Source organism: Nocardia sp. NPDC004604 (genome assembly GCF_040609795.1).
Taxonomy (GTDB): domain Bacteria; phylum Actinomycetota; class Actinomycetes; order Mycobacteriales; family Mycobacteriaceae; genus Nocardia.
The window spans coordinates 34,533-54,601 of the sequence record NZ_JBEXLC010000008.1; the positions used below are offsets into that span (position 1 = coordinate 34,533).

19 protein-coding genes, 3 pseudogenes and 1 riboswitch are annotated in these 20,069 nt (G+C 65.4%); of the genes and pseudogenes, 9 read left to right on the forward strand and 13 right to left on the reverse strand.

The features are described from left to right. Positions 1–141 precede the first annotated feature (141 nt). The 9 genes and pseudogenes from ABZW16_RS05590 to ABZW16_RS05630 all read right to left on the reverse strand — a co-directional run. Complete coding sequence (locus ABZW16_RS05590) at positions 142–615, reverse strand: hydrogenase maturation protease (RefSeq protein WP_354952535.1); 474 nt, start codon at positions 613–615, stop codon at positions 142–144. Next, positions 612–1,904: a Ni/Fe hydrogenase subunit alpha gene (locus ABZW16_RS05595; protein ID WP_354952537.1), complete on the reverse strand. Its 1,293-nt coding sequence runs from the start codon at positions 1,902–1,904 to the stop codon at positions 612–614. The genes ABZW16_RS05590 and ABZW16_RS05595 overlap by 4 nt, the downstream gene beginning before the upstream one ends. Further along, the gene (locus tag ABZW16_RS05600) at positions 1,888–2,676 is read right to left on the reverse strand and encodes an oxidoreductase (protein ID WP_354952539.1); all 789 of its coding nucleotides are present in this window, start codon (positions 2,674–2,676) and stop codon (positions 1,888–1,890) included. The genes ABZW16_RS05595 and ABZW16_RS05600 overlap by 17 nt, the downstream gene beginning before the upstream one ends. Beyond that, entirely contained in the window at positions 2,676–3,485 is an 810-nt protein-coding gene (locus ABZW16_RS05605) for an FAD/NAD(P)-binding protein (protein ID WP_354952647.1), read from the reverse strand. Before ABZW16_RS05605 ends, ABZW16_RS05600 begins: the two co-directional genes overlap by 1 nt. 62 nt (positions 3,486–3,547) lie before the next feature. After that, the gene (locus tag ABZW16_RS05610; protein WP_354952541.1) at positions 3,548–4,057 is read right to left on the reverse strand and encodes a cyclic nucleotide-binding domain-containing protein; all 510 of its coding nucleotides are present in this window, start codon (positions 4,055–4,057) and stop codon (positions 3,548–3,550) included. Beyond that, positions 4,054–5,166 carry a 4Fe-4S dicluster domain-containing protein gene (locus ABZW16_RS05615; RefSeq protein ID WP_354952543.1) on the reverse strand — a complete coding sequence of 371 codons (1,113 nt, stop codon included), beginning with the start codon at positions 5,164–5,166 and terminating at the stop codon, positions 4,054–4,056. The genes ABZW16_RS05610 and ABZW16_RS05615 overlap by 4 nt, the downstream gene beginning before the upstream one ends. A 264-nt stretch (positions 5,167–5,430) precedes the next feature. Then, positions 5,431–6,834: a wax ester/triacylglycerol synthase domain-containing protein gene (locus ABZW16_RS05620; RefSeq protein ID WP_354952545.1), complete on the reverse strand. Its 1,404-nt coding sequence runs from the start codon at positions 6,832–6,834 to the stop codon at positions 5,431–5,433. Positions 6,835–6,911: 77 nt separating this feature from the next. After that, a complete protein-coding gene (locus ABZW16_RS05625) occupies positions 6,912–7,130 on the reverse strand; it encodes a hypothetical protein (protein WP_354952547.1) in 219 nt (72 codons plus the stop codon). A gap of 135 nt (positions 7,131–7,265) precedes the next feature. Then, positions 7,266–7,508, reverse strand: a pseudogene (locus ABZW16_RS05630) (alcohol dehydrogenase); the annotation flags it as partial. Positions 7,509–7,819: 311 nt separating this feature from the next. On the opposite strand from ABZW16_RS05630, the gene ABZW16_RS05635 reads away from it, so the two are divergent. The 4 genes and pseudogenes from ABZW16_RS05635 to ABZW16_RS05650 all read left to right on the forward strand — a co-directional run. After that, positions 7,820–8,410: a TetR/AcrR family transcriptional regulator gene (locus tag ABZW16_RS05635; RefSeq protein WP_354952549.1), complete on the forward strand. Its 591-nt coding sequence runs from the start codon at positions 7,820–7,822 to the stop codon at positions 8,408–8,410. A gap of 107 nt (positions 8,411–8,517) precedes the next feature. Then, positions 8,518–9,408: a haloalkane dehalogenase gene (locus ABZW16_RS05640; RefSeq protein ID WP_354952551.1), complete on the forward strand. Its 891-nt coding sequence runs from the start codon at positions 8,518–8,520 to the stop codon at positions 9,406–9,408. A 211-nt stretch (positions 9,409–9,619) separates the two neighbouring features. Then, positions 9,620–9,939, forward strand: a pseudogene (locus ABZW16_RS05645) (nitronate monooxygenase); the annotation flags it as partial. 88 nt (positions 9,940–10,027) lie between these two features. Beyond that, positions 10,028–10,267, forward strand: a pseudogene (locus ABZW16_RS05650) (PaaI family thioesterase); the annotation flags it as partial. Positions 10,268–10,530: 263 nt separating this feature from the next. Then, positions 10,531–10,746: riboswitch (cobalamin riboswitch) on the reverse strand. 445 nt (positions 10,747–11,191) lie between these two features. Here the strand turns inward: ABZW16_RS05650 and ABZW16_RS05655 are convergent. Then, a complete protein-coding gene (locus ABZW16_RS05655) occupies positions 11,192–11,431 on the reverse strand; it encodes a hypothetical protein (protein WP_354952553.1) in 240 nt (79 codons plus the stop codon). Between the two features lie 1,131 nt (positions 11,432–12,562). On the opposite strand from ABZW16_RS05655, the gene ABZW16_RS05660 reads away from it, so the two are divergent. The 4 genes from ABZW16_RS05660 to ABZW16_RS05675 all read left to right on the forward strand — a co-directional run bounded on the left by ABZW16_RS05660 (position 12,563) and on the right by ABZW16_RS05675 (position 16,287). Beyond that, entirely contained in the window at positions 12,563–13,423 is an 861-nt protein-coding gene (locus ABZW16_RS05660) for a fumarylacetoacetate hydrolase family protein (RefSeq protein WP_354952555.1), read from the forward strand. Next, complete coding sequence (locus tag ABZW16_RS05665; RefSeq protein WP_354952557.1) at positions 13,420–14,379, forward strand: acetaldehyde dehydrogenase (acetylating); 960 nt, start codon at positions 13,420–13,422, stop codon at positions 14,377–14,379. Before ABZW16_RS05660 ends, ABZW16_RS05665 begins: the two co-directional genes overlap by 4 nt. Beyond that, positions 14,376–15,392, forward strand: coding sequence for a 4-hydroxy-2-oxovalerate aldolase (gene dmpG, locus ABZW16_RS05670; RefSeq protein ID WP_354952558.1), 1,017 nt, complete (start codon positions 14,376–14,378; stop codon positions 15,390–15,392). The genes ABZW16_RS05665 and dmpG overlap by 4 nt, the downstream gene beginning before the upstream one ends. A gap of 166 nt (positions 15,393–15,558) precedes the next feature. Beyond that, positions 15,559–16,287 carry an IclR family transcriptional regulator gene (locus ABZW16_RS05675; RefSeq protein ID WP_354952649.1) on the forward strand — a complete coding sequence of 243 codons (729 nt, stop codon included), beginning with the start codon at positions 15,559–15,561 and terminating at the stop codon, positions 16,285–16,287. Between the two features lie 467 nt (positions 16,288–16,754). Here the strand turns inward: ABZW16_RS05675 and ABZW16_RS05680 are convergent, their stop codons facing one another. Both ABZW16_RS05680 and ABZW16_RS05685 read right to left on the reverse strand, forming a co-directional pair. Beyond that, positions 16,755–17,069, reverse strand: coding sequence for a hypothetical protein (locus ABZW16_RS05680; RefSeq protein WP_354952560.1), 315 nt, complete (start codon positions 17,067–17,069; stop codon positions 16,755–16,757). A gap of 1,117 nt (positions 17,070–18,186) precedes the next feature. Continuing rightward, entirely contained in the window at positions 18,187–18,432 is a 246-nt protein-coding gene (locus ABZW16_RS05685) for a hypothetical protein (protein WP_354952562.1), read from the reverse strand. Between ABZW16_RS05685 and ABZW16_RS05690 the strand changes: the two genes are divergently transcribed. Continuing rightward, entirely contained in the window at positions 18,418–18,723 is a 306-nt protein-coding gene (locus ABZW16_RS05690) for a hypothetical protein (protein ID WP_354952564.1), read from the forward strand. The genes ABZW16_RS05685 and ABZW16_RS05690 overlap by 15 nt on opposite strands. Before the next feature lie 175 nt (positions 18,724–18,898). Here ABZW16_RS05690 and ABZW16_RS05695 read toward each other — a convergent pair whose 3' ends face one another. Next, positions 18,899–20,038, reverse strand: a complete 1,140-nt coding sequence (locus ABZW16_RS05695; RefSeq protein ID WP_354952566.1) for an acyl-CoA dehydrogenase family protein — start codon at positions 20,036–20,038, stop codon at positions 18,899–18,901. Positions 20,039–20,069 lie beyond the last annotated feature (31 nt).

Here is a 20,069-nt window from a genome sequence, read left to right on the forward strand (position 1 = left end):
TCGCGACGTTCGAGTCGGCGTGTATCGGAGTGTCGAACAAAGCATCTCGCCCGACCCACTCGGCTGTGAGGTGCCGAATGTCATCGGCCGCGATGACCAAGAGCATGTGGCGGTGCGTGGTCCGGCCGCGTAGCGATGTATCTATCCGGTTGCGATCCCGGCGCGCGCCAGCTCGGTCAAGGTCGCCTGAACGACTCGTGGGCGCGCTGCCGCGACGGGACCGGACAGGCCGACGCCGAGGTCGAGGGTCGCTGCTTCCACGGCGATGACGACGAGCTCACGGGGGAGGCGGCCGAGCGCTCGTCCGAGTGGCACCGCGTCGGGGATGCCGAGGGCGTGGGAGCTGGTTGCGGTGGTGAGTTCACGCAGGGCGTCGACAGTGGTACACCAGACGCGGCCCGGAGTGGACGGTTCACACTCGACGGCGTCCACGATGACGGCGAGCTCGGCGCCGTCCCACGCGTCTAGCAGTCCGGTCGGTTCGCCGTCGCGCACGGTGACGACAACACCGGGCAGATCGAGCGCTTCGATATCTCGGGCCACGGCGGGGCCGATCCCATCATCGCGGCGAAACTCGTTCCCGACACCGATAACGACGGCCTGCGGCCCGGTCACCGGCGCACCACGTCGAGTGCGAGGAAGTGTGCCGAGCACGAGATGCACGGGTCGTAGTTGCGGATGGTGCGTTCGCACAGTGCGGTGAGCGCCGCGTCGTCGAGGTCGAGGTGGGCTGTGACGACGCGACGCAGGTCGTCTTCGATGGCGGCCTGGTTCTGCGAGGTGGGCGGAACGATGTCGGCGGAACGGATGATGCCGTCGGCGTCGACGTCGTAGCGGTGATACAACAGACCCCGTGGTGCCTCACTCACACCATGGCCGGTAGCCACCCGAGCAGTGACGGGAACGGCTGCGCGCGAAGGTGTTTCGTAGTCTTCGAGCAGCCGTAGCGCCTCCTCGATGGCATAGACGACCTCGACGGTGCGAACCAGGATGCTGCGGAACGGGTTGCGGCATGCACCGCCGAGTCCGATCTCGGCGGCGACCTGACGAGCCATCGGCGACAACCGGGGGGAGTTGAGTGTGTACCGGGCCAGCGGTCCGGTGAGGTAGCGGCGGCCGTCGAGGGTCGCGTGCAGGGCGGTCGAGTGCGGAACCTGATCTTCGGCGACGTGCTCGGCGAATTCGGCAGCGGAGAAGGTGAGTCCGGAACTGCTGTGGATATCTCCGGATTCGATCGCATACCGATGCGGGTCGGAGACGGCGAGCAGGTCGTGGTCCAGCTCCGCGTCCGGAAATTCGAGTCCACCAGCCCAGCGCGCGGTGTGCACGGCGTAATCCAGTGCACGGCGCAGCTGTTCGGCCAGTGGTACGAGATCGGTAGGGGACGGAACGGAGTAGAAGCCGCCGACTCGGACGTTGATCGGATGGATGGACCGTCCACCGATCAGTTCGAGCAAGGCGTTGCCTGCCCGTTTCACCGCCAAGCCCTGTTCGACGAGCTCACGATGATCGGCGGCGAGGGTGATGGCGTCGGGATAGCCGAGGAAATCGGGTAGATGCAGTAGGTAGATATGTAAGGAATGGCTGGAGATCCACTCTCCGCAGTACAACAGTCGGCGCAAACGCGCCAGCGGCGGGTCGAGCTCGACGTCGCAGAGCTGCTCGAGTGCGTTGCAGGCGCTGGTCTGGTAGGCGACCGGGCAGATGCCGCAGATGCGGGCGGTGATGTCGGGCGGTTCGGTGTAGGCGCGACCGCGCAGGAACGCCTCGAAAAAGCGGGGCGGCTCATAGATGTTCAGCTCGGCCCGCTCGACGGCACCGTCGGAAACAACGATCCGCAGCGCGCCTTCGCCCTCCACCCGCGCAAGCGAACTGACCCGCAACTGCCTACTGCGATGACTCACCGGACCTCCTGTCCGCGAAGGCCGGTGCGGCTGCGGCGACAGTGTGGAACACTCGGTCGACATCGTCGGTGGACATGCCGTTGACACTCAGAATCGGCAGCAGTGCACGGATATTCGGAGTCGCCATCGGACCGAAGCAGCCATAGCAGCCGCGATGGTAAGCCGGGCACAGCGCACCGCACCCGGCCTGGGTGACCGGGCCCAGACACGGAATGCCGTGTGCGACAGTCACACACGTGGTCCCGCGGCGCTTGCACTCGGTGCAGACGCTGGTGTTCGGCAGGTCGGGGGCACGCCCGGCGAGGAAGGCGCACAGCGTGTCCAGTAGTTGGCGACGGTCGATCGGGCAGCCGCGCAGCTCGAAATCCACTGGCACGTGCGCCGAGATCGGTGTCGAGGTGGCGAGCGTCGAAATATATTGCGGGCTGGCATACACCACGGAAGTGAACTCGGTGACATCGGCGAAGTTGCGCAGCGCCTGGATGCCGCCGTGAGTCGCACAGGCACCGATTGTGACGAGAATCCGTGACTGCGACCGGATCTCGATGATGCGGCGCTGTTCCTCCGGCGTGGTGACCGATCCTTCGACCAGCGACACATCGTAGGGGCCGGGTTCGACCGTGCTGGTCGCCTCGGTGAAATGTGCGATATGGAGGCGTCCGGCCAGGCTCAGCAACTCGTCCTCGCAGTCGAGCAGGGTGAGTTGGCAGCCGTCGCACGAGGTGAACTTCCACACCGCCAAGGTCGGGGTCTTCGTCTGGGAAGTGTTCATCACAGCTCCCGGATCGATAGCAGCGGTTGAGCTGTCGCGTAGTCGACCACCGGGCCGTCGCGGCACAGCAGCAGCGGTCCGAGTTGGCAGTGTCCGCAGCGGGCGGCGCCGCACTGCATGTTGCGTTCGAGCGCGATCCGGATATCGGTTGCGGCAATTCCCTTGCGCAGCAAGGTCTGCGCGCAGAATCGCATCATCGGTTCCGGACCGCACAGGAATGCCGTTGTGCGACCGGGGTCCAGCCTGAGCCTGGTCAGTGATTCGGTGACGAAGCCGACCTGGCCGGTCCAGCCCGCCGCCGGATGATCGACAGTCTGATGCAATTCGACATCACCGGTCGCGGCCCACAGCCGTTGGTCGTTTCGGAACAGGAGGTCGGACGGGGTTCGGGCACCGGTGATCAGTACCACCTGCCGATAGTCCGCGCGCGCCGCCAGAGCCGTGAGTACGACCGGCCGCAGCGGCGCCAGTCCAACACCGCCGCCGACGATCACAAGATCGCGCTCGCGCGCGGATTCGGGGTCCCAGCCGCTGCCGAATGGCCCGCGCACCCCGATCAACTCACCGACCGCGGTGTCGTGCAGCGCGCGGCTGACCGCGCCGACCGCGCGGATCGTGTGTTCGAGGATATCGTCGGTGGCCGCCGGGCTGCCGCTGATCGATATGGCGACCTCGCCGACGCCGAAGCTGTAGAGCATCATGAACTGCCCGGCCCGAAACCGTTGCGCTGCCTGGTAAACCGGTTCGAGCATGAGGGTCACCGTGTCGCGGTTCTGTGGGGTACGGCCGACGACACGGTAGGGCAGCATGGTGTCGCCCGGTGCCGGTGTACCCCGCGCGATGGTGGTGCTCGTCGCTGCGCCACGCGGGCTCATCGGCTTCTTCCGTCGGCGGTACCGCTCAGCGGCGAGCGTGCGGAGGTGTCGCCCGGATTGCGGTACAGATCGAGCAGCCGTGCCCGGGTGGCCTGCAGCCGTTCCAGCACAGCCTCGAGCAGCATGCGGTTCAGGGCGCGGCCGAATACCGGGTCCAGGTCGGCGAGTTCGGTCAGTCGAGCGGAATCGAATTCGATCGCGTGTACCGGTTCGACCGTGTGTGCACCGAAATGCCACCGGTACGGTGGCATCAGCCACGACCAGCCCAATAGGTCTCCACTGCCCAGGGTTTGGACGACGATATCGCCGCGGCCCGGGACGTACGCGTCGAGCCTGACCCGGCCGTCGCGGATCAGCCAGCACCGGTCGGCCGATCGCCCCTCGGTGATCAGCTGCTGCCCGGCCGGGTAGCTGACATCGCGACCGGCGTCGGCGAGCACGGCGAGTTCCGTGTCGGTCAGTGCTGCCAGCTGGGCGAACTGCGACAGTTCGTCAACTGCGGTCACTGGCGGCCCCCTTCGGCGAGCGCGGCCATTTCAGCGGTGATGTCGATCCCGGCCGGGCACCAGGCGATACAGCGTCCACAGCCCACGCAGCCGGAGCTGCCGAACTGGTCGTGCCAGGTGCCGAGCTTGTGGGTGAGCCACTGCCGGTATCGGCTCTCGCCGGACTGCCGGACACTGCCGCCGTGCTGATAGGAGAAATCCAGTTCGAAGCAGGACACCCAGCGTTCCCAGCGCTCGGCGTGATCGCCGGTCAAATCGGTGACGTCCTCGGCGGAGGTACAGAAACAGGTGGGGCACACCATCGTGCAGTTGCCACAGGTGAGGCACCGAGACGCCACGTCCTGCCACTGCGGCGAGTCGTGGGATTCGCGAAGCACGGTGGGCAGGTCGGCGTCCGGCATCGACCGGCCCATCCGTCCGGCAGCAGCGTCGACCGCGGTCCGGGCGGTGGTGACGTCAGCGGTTTCGGCGGCACCAGTGGTGAGGTGCGCGAGCACATCTGCACCGGTCTCGGTGCCGATGTCGACCAGGAATCGATGCCCGACGGCGTCGATGATTTCGGTGAGCGCGAGGTCATATCCGTTGGACACGCCGGGCCCGGTGCCCACCGAGACACAGAAGCAGACACCGCCCGGCTCGGTGCAGTTCACCGCAACCACGAACAGGCCCGCGCGGCGACCGGTGTATCCGGTGTCGGGATATGTCCCACCGCCGAGTACGCGGCCCAGGATCGCGATCGCGGCGAGATCACACCCGCGCACGCCGACAAACGCAAACCGTTGTGCGGAGTCTTCGGCACGTTGCTCGTTCAGGTCGGGCCCCATCTCCCACACCTTGCGGTGTGGCGGATGCAGGAACTGTTTCCACGAGCCGGGCCCGGCCGAATGCGCGAACACGGCGGCATCATCGCGGCGCCGCAGCCGATACCGTCCGGGCTCGGTATCCACGCTCCACCCGGCGGGCAGCTGCGCTCCGGACGCGAGATCGTCCAGCACGATCGCACCGTCGTGCTCCTGCGGACCGATGACCCGATACTCCTCCTCGTGCAGGACTTCAACGAGGCGGTCCAGGCCCGCGCGGTCGATTACCACCGTGTCGCCAGGCTTCATGAGGCCCCCTGCGGATCGCAGATTTCTACGCTGTCGAGTCTGGTGAGCGGATGTCGGTGCAACGAGGGCCGAAGGTCACCACTCGCGTCGGCAGACGCCACGAGCAGACGGCCGCTGCGCTCGGGGCGGCCGGGCGCCGAAGCGACCTGCGGTGGCGTCACACCGGTCGGAACGCCAGGCAGATGCGTGTGAGCGCCGCGATCCGGTCCACCTGCTGGGTACCTCGGTGCCACTGCCTTGATGGCCGCGATTAGGAGCAACCGATCAGACCGGTGTCGATCGAGATGCTTCGGCCGTGGCATCGGTAGCGGCTTGCGGTGGGCACTCACCGCCGAGGCGGAGCACGGTAGCGAAGCCTGCGGCGAGGCATTCGGTGAAGGTCGCGAGGTCGGGGATCGCAGCGGAGTCCGCGTTGATCGCGACATAACAGGTTCCGACATGTGATGTCAATGTCACGTTGACGGCCGTGCCGATGGTTGGGCCGAACGCGTACATGCGGTCGATGCGCGCACCGGCGATATAGAGGGGCACCGGGGAACCCGGGACGTTGGAGGCGACAAAGTCGACATGCTTGAGCATCCCGGTGACCACTCCGACCGGCAACCGGTTGAACGCCGCCGCGATAGCACCGGACAGCGGTATGGCCGGTTCGCGGCGCCAACTGCCGACGGCGGCGTCCACGGCGCGCATCAAGTCTTCGGTCTCGGCGATGTCGACCGGCAACGCGAAACGAGTGAGCGTGATCCGGTTGCCGCCGAGCGGATCATCGGCCGTCCGAAGACTGATCGGCATGGTGAGCCGCAGCTGGTCGACCTTCGCCCCGTGCCGGTCGTGATACCTGCGCAGTCCGATGACCACCGCGGTCAGAAAGGCATCGTTCATCGTGCAGCCCACAGCACGCGCGGCGCGGCGCATTTGCTCGAGGGGTGCATCCAGCACCGCCAGTCCGCGACCGAGACTGCGTTCGGTCATCACCGGCGACAGCGTGGCGGTGACGGGCTTGGCAAGGCGGACCACCGACGTCGCAAGTGCGGCGGTGTCGCGTACCGTCCGAGCGGGATGAGTGACAGCTCGCCACATGGTTTGCGGTGTCGCCCGGATGCCGTCGCGAAGCAGATCCGAGCCGACCGCCCAGTTCCATGCCACGACATCGCGCAGCTCGCCGTCACCGTCGTCCGGCGGCTCGGGCGGATGACCGCGATCGGTGCCCGCACGATCGAAATCGAATAGCGCTGCGGCGATCTGAATGCCGCCGATACCGTCGGTGAGGCTGTGGTGCACTGTCATCACCAGCGCGCATCTTCCACCCGACAAACCGCTGAGCAATGTCGAGCGCCACAGCGCACGAGCCGGATCGAAGGCGGTCATCGCCTCGGTGCGCGCGAATTCGAGTACCTCGGACATGGTCGCCGGTTCCGGCAGCGCAACCCGTCGCAGGTGCCAGGACAGGTCGAAACCCGGATCGACCGTCCACCTGGGCGGGGCGAGACCGAGCGGCGCGGCGACCAGCCGATGCCGCAACCTCGGTACGAGGCGGGTGCCGCGATCGATCGTCTCCACCAAGTGATCCCAGTCCGGATCGGTATCGAGGATCAGAACCGAGACGATGGTCGAACGCAGGATCGGATCCCGCTCCATGTTCCACGAGAACAGGTCCGATTGCGACATGTGGGATTCGCGGGGGCCCATTGCCTGCTGCCTTCGTCTTCGCCGGGTGTCCGTCGTACCGCTACGCTCGTGCTTCCTCAGACCGCTTCGGTCCGGCTCGGTTCCGCCGCGAGTGTCGCGCGGATCTTGTCTTCCAGACCGTCGATCGCCGCACGCGATGACCAGGCGCACGTCAGTTCCGGAAACTCGACGCTGACCGCGATATGGGTCGAATCTCGTTGCGACCAGCGGACATCGCATCCGCACGCCGAACAGCCTGCGCGGACCCGAAGGGCAGCATGCTGGACGGTATCCATAACACTAAGCCTGCTCGGTCCCCGTCGAAGGCGACCGATCACGAAGACCTTTATATCGAGGCCCTTCGTCCTCTCCCCGCGGCTTGGCCGGCCTGGTAACCCCGCAGTCCGGGGCCACGCTGTTTCGCCGTACGTTTCGGTCGGCGCGCGACTCCTCACCAGGGCCTTTCTGAGCACCGTCGGAATGTCCACAGCAGGCTGTGCCGTGCCCATGCAGGACCCGAGGATGCGCCCCTCGATGCTGAGCGGTGACAGCTGCACGGTCGCCGAGGGACGTGGCAGTCCGGCCGACACGGTGCCACCACCACCACCACGACCGGTGACGGCGTACGCGGTCTCGAGCACATTGGCCGAGCCAACAACAGCTTCGAATGCCCAGCCGAACTTGTCTGGGAATCAGCTCGTGCAGCGCATCCGGGGCGCATACGTGGCTGGCCCCGGGCTGCTTTCAGCCCGCACCGCGCGCGACGGTTGGTTTCGCACCGTCGCGGCCGTCATCGAACGATCTGGTCGGCGGCGTTTCGCGGCCGCGGACCAGTCGGATCGTCGAAAGCGATCGAGCAATTGCCGTCGCCCGGTGGGGCGGATTGACATGATGGAAATCATGCGAGATTGTAATTCGCATGATGGTCGACATGCGAAATTCGACCCCTGAGGAGGGACAGCGAGCGCGACAGAAACGAGAGTCGTTGACGCGCATCCTCGATGCGGGCGCCGCTCGGCTGCGGGCGGACGGTCCCGACGGCGGCGCCATCGGCAAGGTCATGCAGGATGCGGGACTGACGCACGGGGCCTTCTACTCGCACTTCGCCAGCAAAGACGAACTGGCCATCGCAGCCTTCCGGCACGGGCTTGCCGAAAGCCGGCCGCGCTGGATCGGCAAGAAGCCGGACGCTTCCTGGGGCGCACGCGCGGCCCGCCTCGCCCGTGGCTACCTCAACCGAACCCATCGCGACGATCGCGCCGATTCGTGTGCGTTCTCGGCGATCGGATCCGATGCCGCGCGCTTGCCCGCCGAGTTCCGTGCCGCCTACGAGGAGGAACTGCGCAAGACCCTCAACGCGATGGGGGGACGACCAGTGGACGAGACGCAGGAACACGAACTCTATGACGAAGCGATCGCGACCCTGGCCCTGTGCATCGGCGGTCTGGTGCTGTCGCGAGCGGTGGAATCCGAGTCCTTCTCGTCGCGGATTCTTCGGGTGTGCCGGAATACGGTGGCGCAGATGGGCGCTGCCGTCGATGAACGCGCCGAGCGCGAACATGAGGCGGAGGCATGAATTACCAGAACTGCCGTTTCGAATGACCACACAGCCTGGATCACGCTGAACCGCCCCGGAAGCCGCAATGCGAGATCCCGAGCACATCGAACTGCTCATCGAGGAGAATGATGTCGTACAGCACAGAGCCTTTCGCTTCGAAGAAGTTCTCGGATATTCGCGGGCAACGCATGGCCTATATCGATGAGGGGGAGGGCGACGCCATTGTCTTCCAACATGGCAACCCGACATCGTCGTATTTGTGGCGCAATGTCATGCCGCACTGTGCAGGGCTGGGGCGGTTGGTCGCCTGTGATCTCATCGGTATGGGTGATTCCGACAAGCTCCCGGAGTCCGGTCCCGACCGATATGCCTACGCCGAGCACCGTGACTATCTCTTCGGGCTGTGGGATGCGCTCGACCTCGGCGACAATTTCGTGCTGGTCCTCCACGACTGGGGGTCGGCCCTGGGATTCGATTGGGCCGATCAGCACCGCGACCGCGTCCGGGCAATCGTCTACATGGAAAGCATCGTCATGCCGGTCACGTGGGAACAGTGGCCGGAGCGCGCGCGAGGTGTGTTCCAGGGATTCCGGTCGCCTGCCGGTGAGGGAATGGTTCTGGAGAAGAACATATTCGTCGAGAAGGTCCTCCCAGGGTCGGTGCTGCGGTCACTGAACGACGCGGAGCTCGCCGAATATCGGCGGCCCTTCGCGTCGCCGGGCGAGGACCGTCGTCCCACTCTGAGCTGGCCTCGCCAAATACCGATCGACGGAGAGCCGAAAGATATCGTCGAAGTAGTCGAGAACTACGGAAAATGGCTGAGCACAAGCGACGTCCCGAAGCTGTTCGTCAACGCGGAACCGGGATCCATCCTCACCGGCGCCCAACGCGAATTCTGTCGCACCTGGCCCAACCAGCGCGAAATCACCGTTCCCGGATCACATTTCATCCAAGAAGACAGCCCTGATGCGATCGGCTCCGCCATCGCGGAATTCGTACAGGAAGTGCGCGGCTGAGAGAAAGTTCGGGAGTTGGTCCGGCGCGAATTTCACACCGCACCGACTCGGCTCGTCGTGATGGCCGACGACCGCCTGCCATCGATGCTGTTCGCCATGCATCGATTCGGCGGTCGCCGAGCACTACGCCGCCCGCCGCCCCCTGAGGTGAACTTCTGGGAGTGCGTCGACCGCGATGCACGTTCCCTCGGGGTGTGATCGAGAAGCGCTACCCGAGCTGGTGATCGCTCAGTGCCAGGCTGGAGTGATCGGTTCCTTCCCGGCTCTGAACGCCCGCCCTGCCATACAGTTGGCGAACTGGCTGACCGCATCACCGAAGAAGACGCTTCGCATGCGGCCGCCAATCCACATGCCACGGTGGCGCCGTTCGCCGTCAACCAGATCATCCACCGCACCAACGACCGCCTCGACCACGACATAGAGGTGATCGTGAAACATCAAGTGCCGATTGTGATCACCTCCCTCGGCGCACGCCCGGAGATCAACGAGGCCGTTCACTCCTGCTGCGGAATCGTCCTGCACGACGTGATGGAGCCGGAGGCTTGGAATGGCGCGACGATCCCGAACCGGTGATCCGAAGCCGGACCGACGCGCTGGTCCGGCCCGTCGCGGTCTCGACCTGCTCGACTCGGTCATGGCGTTCGCGGTGCACACCACCCTTCCGGCCGGCGCCCGCTACACCACCCTGGAGCTGAAGGTGAACTACATCCGCGCCGTGGCGCTCGACGCCGGTCGAATCACCGCTGAGGGCAGGGTGATCCACGTCGGGCGCACGGTGGCCACCGCCGAGAGCAAGGCCATCGACGAGAACGGCAAGCTCGTCGCACACGGCACTACCACCTGCATGATCTTCCTTTGAACCTCGTGTCGGTAAGCAATTCGTCACGCCTACACATCCGGTCCGCTCGGTGAGCTGTACAGGTCTTGGCACGGCATCGACGGATAGCTTTCTTCCACTCGATCATCGATCGTCGCTGCCCGGGCCCACCCGTTTGCAGTCGACTCCCGTGCGAATATCAATGCCGCTTCGCGCGAAGCGATGAAATGCAGTGGTGACCCGAGGCCGAAATCGACTGGGCTGATCGGCGAGGCCCAATCCACGAGGCGTCGACCGCTGGACACGGCACAAGCGGCGCAACGGGCAGATCTTCGGACTCACGGATACCACCCCCGAGCACCGGGGTCGACCTACTGGCCGTCGCTTCCCGAACGCATACGGGTTCACTGCCGATGACGGCGGTCGTTCCTGCTCACGGCTTCGGGATGGTCCCGGACTTTCACCAAATTCCCTCACAACGGAGAAGGCGTCGTAGGCGAGCGCGGAAATTCCCTGCTCAAAACCACATTCAACGCCCTACAACGGGTCACGCTGGCCCGTGGCGAATCGGTGCGATCGTCGCCGCGGCCCCCGTCCTGCGCTATATCGAGCACGACCGGGTACATGACCACGGCACGCCTCTACCCGAAATACTCACTCGCCCGACCCGCAATTGCCGATGGCTGGGTCGGATCTGCTGGAAGCGGTTCAGCGACGGTGCTGCGACCTGCATTGCTGTCCGCGATGCCGTTATGGGAATCGGCACCTATCGTCCCTCGCGGCCGGAAACCGGTGCGGCACTGGTTCGCCGTCGCAACCGCCAGCGAGGTGGTCGAGCTGACCGCGATCGCGGCCGCGACATCGCCATCAGTTCATCGGTGACCAGGCGATCCGAGAACGTCGCCGGTACAGGACCGCTCGTATTCGTGATGCCCTCGACCGTTCACATGCGCAGGTCGATTCGGCTCAAAGCACAGCGTATTCGGACTTCGCACTTGCTCGCGTCCGGTCGATTCTTTCGCACCATTGGTCGTGCAGTGTTCTCCAGTCTTCTGCAGCGGTGCGGATCCACTTCATTGCCAGCTCTGCCGCAGCCAAGGCGGGTTTCTCCCTTTCGAATTCGTTATCCGCGTGTGCGGCGCGGTCGACCAGTTCGCTCCAGCGATTGAAATCTTGATGTAGTGCGTCTTCGACCTTCTTGTGCATTGCAGCTCCTTTGTGGCTGAAGTGATCTTGTGAATCGATTTCTCGGACAAGGGATCGGGTTCCGGCAACGTGGTCGGGTAGCGCGGACCCGGGAAGCAAGAGCCGCTGAGGCTCGCCTATGCAGCAGTTCTGGTGTTGTGGAAACGCTCAGCTGTTCGGCAACATCACGCAATCGCGGCTGCCGTCTCGTTATTGCTGTCCGCCGCAGTGCCGCGGGGGTCGATCATCAATATGATGACGAGAGGGTAAGCCTGCAGATCGCGAGCCGGTTACGGACCTCTGCTCGCCGACCTCATGGGCAACTTGCGGGACGTGTGGTCGTTTCGACCTAGCGCCTACAGGGCTGCCGACCTTCCCAGCCGTCTTTTTGATATCAGCTTGGTTACAGTTTACGCACAGTCGGTTAACTATGTATAGGGGAATGCGGAAGTCGCTGTAGAAACCGCAGGTGCGCCCCCGCTCTGTGCGCATCCAGCAGTTTGCTAGATCGAATTGGTTCTGGCGCGCGAAACGTGAAATCTGCACTCATGGTGTCGCATGCCGCGCGGCTGCCGGGCCGACAGAAGCTGACCGATGCCGAGCTTATCTGCCTGGCAGTCGCCCATGCCTACCGGTTCGAGATCCAGCCGAACTCGACTCGGACGCGCTGATCGCCAACCGTGCCCTGGACGGGCAGTGGCGGACTCTCGACGGGGCAGTGGTGTAGCGACCGACCGTCATCGTCTCCGAGATCTACAACACTTCGACTCGAGGTGCGCTCGTCTACGCCCCACACACTGTCGATCGCGCTTCGATCAGCGGCTCGAATCAGAAGTTCCAGCGTCCGATTCGTGCGATGCGGCGCATTGCCGGAATGTACCGAATCGCGAAGAGCTGCAGCTTCATTCCGAGTGTGACGCCACATTCGGATGCATCGAGACTGGTCCTCGGATGTCGCTCGTACTGCTCGATATCGGCCGGGATCATCGACGCCCCGTGCGCCGTCCGGTGTACATCTCGGGAAACGCGAAGTCTCGCCGCGGAAATCAGGAACGACTTCGTCGGCTGCGCGGTGGGCGACCTGTGGTCGAGTTCGGCTCACCGGAACTCAACCGTCGCCACGCTGCATATCGATAGGTCACGGTATGTCCCATGTCCTTCGTGAATAACAGCCTGGGATCTGGGCCCGACGTTGTCGAGGCGGCCGCGGCACGCCTCATCCAGGCAGCAGCCGAGCGGCAGCCATGTGCGCCGGTCCGTGACCTGATCGGCAGCACCGACGTCGGCGCCGCCTATACCGTCCAGGAGCGCCTGACCGCCGCCCGGCTCGACGTCGGCGCCACCATCATCGGTCGGAAGATCGGGCTCACCTCACCGGCAGTCCAGGCCCAGCTCGGCGTCGACCGGCCGGACTTCGGTGTCCTCTTCGCCGACATGCAATGTTCGGAGGAGCAGGTCGTGACAATGGACCGGCTGCTCCAGCCCAAGGTCGAGGCGGAGGTCGCCTTCGTCCTGGGCAAGGACCTGGACGACGGACCGCTCGATATCGAGTCGGTACGTCGTGCGGTCGCATACGCCGCGCCCGCCCTGGAGATCGTCGACAGCCGCATCGCCGGGTGGGACATCACTTATGGGGACACTGTCGCCGACAACGCGTCGAGCGGCCTCTTCGTGATCGGCAGTGCACGCCGCGACCTGAACGAGTTCCAACCGGTCGACGTCACCATGAGTATGCGGATCAACGGTCGTGAAGTGTCCACCGGCACCGGTTCCGCCTGCCTCGGCGACCCGCTCGAAGCCCTGCGGTGGCTCGCCCGGACCGCCCGAGAATTCGGCGATCCGCTGCGGGCCGGCCAGATCATCCTCTCGGGCGCGCTGGGCCCGATGGCGCCGGTAGTCACCGGCGATCACGTCATTGCCGAGATCAGCGGCTTGGGCGTGGTCCAGGCCAGCTTCGCGGATGGCGCAACCCCCAGCCAGGCCACCAGCATCTACGCAGGAGACGCAGCATGAATCACGCCGGCAAGACCAAGGTCGCCGTCATCGGATCCGGGAATATCGGCACCGACCTGATGATCAAGGTGCTGCGGCACTCGAAGCACCTGGAGATGGGCGCCATGGTGGGCATCGACCCGGACTCCGACGGCCTGGCACGCGCGGCTCGCTTCGGAGTACCCATCACGGCCGACGGTGTCAACGGCCTGATCGACATGGCGGGATTCGACGACATCGAGATCGTCTTCGACGCGACGTCCGCCAAGGCGCACGAGGCCAACGCGGCCGAACTGGCGCCGTACGGCAAGCGACTCATCGACCTCACCCCGGCGGCGATCGGACCGTTCGTGGTTCCGGCGGTCAACATCGAGGAGCACATCGACGCCACGAACGTGAACATGGTCACCTGCGGTGGTCAGGCGACGATCCCGGTCGTGGCGGCTGTCGCGCGGGTGGTGCCGGTTGCATACGCGGAGATCGTGGCGTCCATCGCATCGAAGTCGGCAGGCCCGGGCACGCGCGCCAATATCGACGAGTTCACCGAGACAACTTCGCATGCCATCACCAGCGTCGGGGGAGCGGAGCGCGGTAAGGCCGTCATCATCCTCAACCCCGCCGAGCCCCCGTTGATCATGCGCGACACCGTCTTGTGCCTCGTGCAGGCGCCCGACGCGGCGGTCCATGCCGAGATCACCGCATCGGTGCAGAAGATGGTCCGCGACGTGGCCGCCTATGTGCCCGGGTACCGGCTCAAGCAGGCGGTCCAGATCAGTCCGATCCCGGATGGCCAACCAGTGCGCACATTGCTGCGCGAGGGCACCGACACCGTGCCCACCCATCAGGTGTCGGTGTTCCTCGAGGTCGAGGGCGCTGCCCACTACCTGCCGGCTTACGCCGGAAACCTCGACATCATGACCTCTGCCGCCGTGCAGATGGCCGAGCGCATCGCCCGGCGGAAGGAAGAAAGCCGATGACCGCCAACCTGTTCATTCAGGACGTGACGCTGCGCGACGGCATGCATGCCGTCCGGCACCGCATCACGCCGGAGAATGTCGCCGCGATCGTGGCCGCGCTGGATGCCGCCGGTGTCGATGGCATCGAGGTCGCGCACGGTGATGGCCTGGCCGGCGGCTCCCTGAACTACGGCCCCGGGTCCAACACCGACTGGGAGTGGATCGAAGCCGCCGCAGCCAATATCGAGCACGCTCGCTTGACCACGTTGCTATTGCCGGGAATCGGCACCATCGATGACCTGAAGCAGGCGTACTCCCTCGGCGTCCGCTCCGTCCGCGTGGCCACGCACTGCACCGAGGCCGATGTCTCCGCGCAGCACATCGCCACGGCCCGCGAGCTCGGCATGGATGTATCCGGCTTCCTGATGATGAGCCACATGGCCCCCGCCGACGAGCTGGCGACGCAGGCGGCACTCATGGAGTCCTATGGCGCACACTGCGTGTACGTCACCGACTCCGGGGGACGGCTGACGATGGACGGGGTCCGCGAGCGCGTTCGCGCCTATCGCGATGCGCTCAGCCCGACTACGGAGATCGGCATTCACGCGCATGAGAACCTGTCGCTGTCGGTTGCCAACTCCGTTGTGGCGGTGGAGGAAGGAGTGACCCGGGTCGATGCATCGCTGGCCGGCCACGGCGCTGGCGCCGGCAACTGTCCCATCGAACCTCTCGTCGCCGTCGCCGACCTGTACGGCTGGAAGCACGGATGTGACCTCTTCGCGCTTCAAGACGCTGCCGACGACCTCGTTCGACCATTGCAGGACCGGCCGGTCCGCGTGGACCGCGAGACCCTCACACTCGGCTATGCGGGCGTCTATTCCAGTTTTCTGCGTCATGCGGAGGCCGCCTCCGACCGGTACAGCATCGACGTGCGTGACATCCTGCTCGAGGTCGGCAGGCGCGGGCTCGTCGGCGGACAGGAAGACATGATCATCGACATCGCCCTGGACCTGACTGCCGCCCGGACCTCATAGGGTTCGTGAGCTTCGCCGTCGACGAGGGATCGCGGCCGGAAACCTTCCCGACCACCTCGCAGGAAGGCGTGACTGAGATACTGGTGGTCTGCTGATCGAGAGGCATGAAGTGCCTGACTCCGCAAGGCGTGCCGAGCCGGATGCGGACACAGTGCTGGGCAAGGTGATGTCGGTACTGCACGCGTTCGAGGTCGAGGACCAGGGAGTCGGTTTCGCCGAGTTGCAACGGCGTACACGGCTGCCCAAGGCAACGCTGCACCGCATATTGGGCGATCTCGAGTCGACACGCCTGCTGGATCGGATCGGGGGTGCCTATCATCTGGGCGGTCATCTTTTCGAACTCGGCATGCGGGCCTCGGTCGAGCGAGGCCTGATCGAGGTGGCCACACCCTTCCTCGAGGACCTCTACGAACGCACCCATGAGTTGGTGCACCTGGGGCTCCTGGAGAGCCACGAGGTGGTGTACGTCGCGAAGATAGGTGGCCACCGGCAGGTGCGCTCGCCCTCCCGACTGGGCGGCCGGATGCCCTTGCACGCCACCGCCATTGGCAAGGCGCTGCTGGCCCACGCTCCCGCGGAGGTGCGGCAGGCGGTCCTTGCGGAACCGCTGCCGCGACTGGCGCCGCGGACGATCACTGCACGAGGGACGCTCCGTAAACAGCTCGATAACGTGGTCGAGAGCGGGATCGCCTTCGAGTTCGAGGAGTCCGCAGTGGGAATTGTGTGCATCGCCGCGCCGGTGCTCGACGCCGATGAGCGGGTGCTCGCAGCAGTCAGCGTCACCGGTCCGGTAACCCGCTTCCGCCCGCAGCAGCACGCGGCGTCGGTGCGCGCAGCAGCGGACGGCATCGCAGCGACCCTGGCACGACGCGATGCACTCCGGAAGCGAGATTGACATCCTCGCTGCTCGACACACAGCACAATCAATATCGGGCATGTCGAGAGCGCCCGGTCCGCGCGCATCCCTACTGCCGACCGGCGGACTGGGCACGGTCAACCCAGCAGGCGGTCGCCGCGGCAGGCGCCACTGAGAGGGTCGCGCGTCCCGCGGCACTGCCGCCACGACGGGTTGCGTTTCGATCTACCCGGAAATTTCGCGCCGTCCGGCGAGTTCTTCGAACGGCACGAAACCCGGTGTTCAAGGAAGCCCCCGCACGCAGAGTGCGGAGGGCTATCTCGTTGGCAGGCAAACGGAATCGGTATAGTTCACCCGCCGTGGCTACTCGACATGGCGAATGATCAATTCGATCATGGCAAACTTACTGCAATAGCCCGTACTAGCCGATACTTAGCGTAGCGGCACAAAAGAAATCCGGCCCCGAGGGGCAATACGGACGGAAGCGGTGATCTACCGAGACCGAATCAGGACGCGGCCTTGGGCTGGGTCAGGTCCCGGATACCGGTGATCGAATTGATGATGTTGAGGACGGCGGAGGTGCCGTTGTTGATGGCCGAGCTGCCGGAGTCGAGCATGGCGGAGCCGGAGGACGAGCCGGCCGAACCCGTGGACGAGCCACCATCGGCCGAACCCGAGCCCAGGCCCGCGGAGCCGGTGCCGGCAGACGTAGCGACGGGGGTAGCAGCGGGGGTAGCGGCGGACGCCATCGCGGCCGGGCCGAAGAACAGGGCGGCGGCAGAGACGGTCGCGGCGGCGGCAAGGACCTTGCGAGAGACCATGTACGGAGTTTCCTTTCACAGATGGATAACGACGCCATCACGGCGCGCACCACGAATGTTATGAGAAAGAGATCTGCAAGTCCACTTTTATTTTTTGTGCGGATAGTCACCGTTAACAATGGGCAAACGGCAGATTCTGCCGATGTAACACAATTTGATCTTCATCCCACATAAGAATTCGATGATCAAATTCGGTTGATTTCTTCGACGGTGCCACGTATCGGCGTGCGGCGGAACCGATCTCGTCGCAGACCTTCGATCCCGGCACCGCGCGACCTCGAGCCGACGACGCGCCAGGGGACCCGCTGGTATGACGGCGATCCGGCGTCGTACCAGGCGGGGTGTCGCGCCACGCCCCAGCGCGACACATCCACGACCCGATGCCGTCCTGGCCGTCGCTCCCATGCCGTGCTATAAAGCTGCCGGCGTTGGCGGGTCGGTACGACCGCACTGCAGCGCCTGCGGTGCGCCGCCGCACTGGGACTGGAGATGGTCGCGCCGGTGCCCGGTTGACATCACAGCTGGCTGCGACGGTGAGCAGAATGGCACTTGGTGCGGCACTGGCCGACCAGGTGCGGTCAGGAGGTTGTCCAACGAGTACTGCTGGATGGTCAGTTTTTCGTCGTCGTCATGTTCCAGTGAAATCTGTTCCGGGACAAGCGGTTCGGTGTGCAACGACAGTACCCAGCTGAGCTCTCCCCGTTCGTCGCGGCCCGCGGCGGCTGAGATGCCGAGCCGAATCTGCTCCGCGGCCTGGAAGTAGCGCGCGATCCCATCAGCCCAGCCTCTCCCGCAGTATCCGGTGAGGGTGCACTCCAAGCGTGGCGGCATCCCCCTGATAGGGGAGGTATTGCCCTGCGTTGACGCCGCGGATCTCCACGGCCGCACCGACCACACTGTTGGCGTCGCGGCGCTGGACGTCGGCTACCACCTGATCGAGGTCATGGCTACCGCGGTAGCCATGCCGTGCTGGCGATCACCGCGCCATTCTTCGGCGGAGCGCATCGGGCGAACCCGGGCGCGAACGCGCGGAGTGCAGTGACGATCGCGATCAGGCGGGTGTGCTGCTCGGCGCCGCATTCCTGTGGCGACGCAGCATTGCTCGTGTTCGCGACGATCACGCGGAGTTCGACGCCGTCATCCGATCGATGACAGCGAGGTGCTGTCGCCGGGTTGCCAGATGGCGTGCCGCCGCTGCCATCAACCGATTCCGGAAGCCGGAGATCACACTCGGCGGCGGGTTCCGCCGATCCAGCGCGGCCAGCGCGGTGGCCACCGGCAGACAGTCGATGACCAGCCCGTCGACGTCTCCGCCTGGGATGCCCTGCGCGCCGGGTTTCTCGCCATCATGACCGACAATCACACGCCTGATCAGGTCCTGCGCTTGTCCACCCTGATCTTCGACACTCCGTCGCTGCACGCAGGCTATGTGACGAAAAGGCTGCGTTGGCAGGCGAATCTGGTGCCGGTCATCGAGCGGCGGCTGGGTATCGCCGTCGGCTCGGATCAAGATCCGCGCGCCCGTGCGATCATCGCCACGGTATTTGCACGCGTCGACGCGGCAAGTGTTGTCTGGGTCCGCAGTGGCGGCCGGTCGGATATCGCCGAACTCTACGACCGGTCACTCGCCGCGGTGACCTCGGGGAGGTCCTGACTGGGGTGACGCGGTTCCGCCATGTCGCCCGAGGCGCACCGCCGAACGGGGTTGGCGGTCGCCGCATTGGTCGTCAGCCGGGCCGCACATTCCGGTTTTCAGTGTGCTGTCGGGTCGAGCGCGGTTGCGCCGCGACGGAAGTGCGCATCGGTGAAACCTCTCGCGCGACAGGTGGTCAACGGCCCAGTGACCGGCTGATCACCAGTCGCTGAATCTGGTTGGTGCCTTCGAAGATCTGGGTGATCTTGGCTTCGCGCATGTACCGCTCGACACGGAAGTCGCGGGTGTAGCCGTAGCCGCCGAACACCTGCACCGCATCGGTGGTCACCTTCATCGCGGCATCGGTGGCGACCAGCTTGGCCACACTCGCTTGCCGCGTATACGGCAACCCCGCGTCGCGGCGACGCGCGGCATCCAGGTAGGTCGCCCGCGCGGAATCCACGGCCGCGGCCATATCGGCGAGCAGAAAACCCAGACCTTGGTGGTCGATGATCGGCTTACCGAATGTGGTCCGCTCCTTGGCGTAGGCGACCGCCTCGTCCAGGGCCGCCTGCGCCAGACCGGTGGCGACCGCGGCGATGCCGAGTCGGCCGGAATCCAATGCGCTGAGAGCGATTTGGAGTCCTTGCCCCTCCGCGCCGATCCGGCGCTCGGTGGGAAGGAGCGCGTCGTCGTAGTGAGCGGTCGTGGTCGGCACCGCGTGCAGGCCCATCTTCTGTTCCGGCTTGCCGAAGCTCAGCCCTGCGGTGTCATTCGGCACGAGAAAGCAGGTGAGGCCCCGCGACCCCGCACCCGACCGCGCGAACAAGTTATAGAAGTCCGCCCTGCCGCCGTGCGTGATCCAGGCCTTCGTGCCGTTCACGCGATAGCCGCCCTCGACCGCGGTGGCCCGGCACGCGATCGCGGCGGCATCGGACCCGGCCTGCGGCTCGGACAGGCTGTACGCGCCGATCAGGTTGCCGCCCAACATATCCGGGAGCCATCGCTGCTTCTGCTCGTCGGTCCCGAACGCGAGCAGCGGATGGCAGGCCAGGCTGTGCACGCTCACCGCCACCGCCACCGCGGCCCACCGTGCGGCGATCTCCTCGAGCACCTGTAGGTACACCTCGTAAGGCTGACCGCCACCGCCCCACTCCTCCGGATACGGCAGGCTCAGCAGGCCCGCTTCGCCGAGCGTGGCGAACACTCCCTCGGGATAGGTCTCGTCGCGTTCGTGCTGGTCGACGACCGGGGCAAGGATCTTGTCGGCGATCTCCCGCGTGAGCTGGATCAGATCACGAGCTTCTTCGCTGGGCAGCAAACGTTCGACGGCCACACATCACCTCGACTACGAGAGACAGTACTTG

Bases quoted from the DNA above. Each gene is read 5' to 3' on its own strand.
- ABZW16_RS05600 (WP_354952539.1), bottom strand. From the start codon at position 2,676: ATGAACACTTCCCAGACGAAGACCCCGACCTTGGCGGTGTGGAAGTTC.
- ABZW16_RS05605 (WP_354952647.1), bottom strand. From the start codon at position 3,485: ATGCTGCCCTACCGTGTCGTCGGCCGTACCCCACAGAACCGCGACACG.
- ABZW16_RS05615 (WP_354952543.1), bottom strand. From the start codon at position 5,166: ATGAAGCCTGGCGACACGGTGGTAATCGACCGCGCGGGCCTGGACCGC.
- ABZW16_RS05620 (WP_354952545.1), bottom strand. From the start codon at position 6,834: ATGTCGCAATCGGACCTGTTCTCGTGGAACATGGAGCGGGATCCGATC.
- ABZW16_RS05625 (WP_354952547.1), bottom strand. From the start codon at position 7,130: ATGGATACCGTCCAGCATGCTGCCCTTCGGGTCCGCGCAGGCTGTTCG.
- ABZW16_RS05640 (WP_354952551.1), top strand. From the start codon at position 8,518: ATGATGTCGTACAGCACAGAGCCTTTCGCTTCGAAGAAGTTCTCGGAT.
- ABZW16_RS05655 (WP_354952553.1), bottom strand. From the start codon at position 11,431: ATGCACAAGAAGGTCGAAGACGCACTACATCAAGATTTCAATCGCTGG.
- ABZW16_RS05660 (WP_354952555.1), top strand. From the start codon at position 12,563: ATGTCCTTCGTGAATAACAGCCTGGGATCTGGGCCCGACGTTGTCGAG.
- ABZW16_RS05665 (WP_354952557.1), top strand. From the start codon at position 13,420: ATGAATCACGCCGGCAAGACCAAGGTCGCCGTCATCGGATCCGGGAAT.
- dmpG (WP_354952558.1), top strand. From the start codon at position 14,376: ATGACCGCCAACCTGTTCATTCAGGACGTGACGCTGCGCGACGGCATG.
- ABZW16_RS05675 (WP_354952649.1), top strand. From the start codon at position 15,559: ATGTCGGTACTGCACGCGTTCGAGGTCGAGGACCAGGGAGTCGGTTTC.
- ABZW16_RS05680 (WP_354952560.1), bottom strand. From the start codon at position 17,069: ATGGTCTCTCGCAAGGTCCTTGCCGCCGCCGCGACCGTCTCTGCCGCC.
- ABZW16_RS05690 (WP_354952564.1), top strand. From the start codon at position 18,418: ATGACCGACAATCACACGCCTGATCAGGTCCTGCGCTTGTCCACCCTG.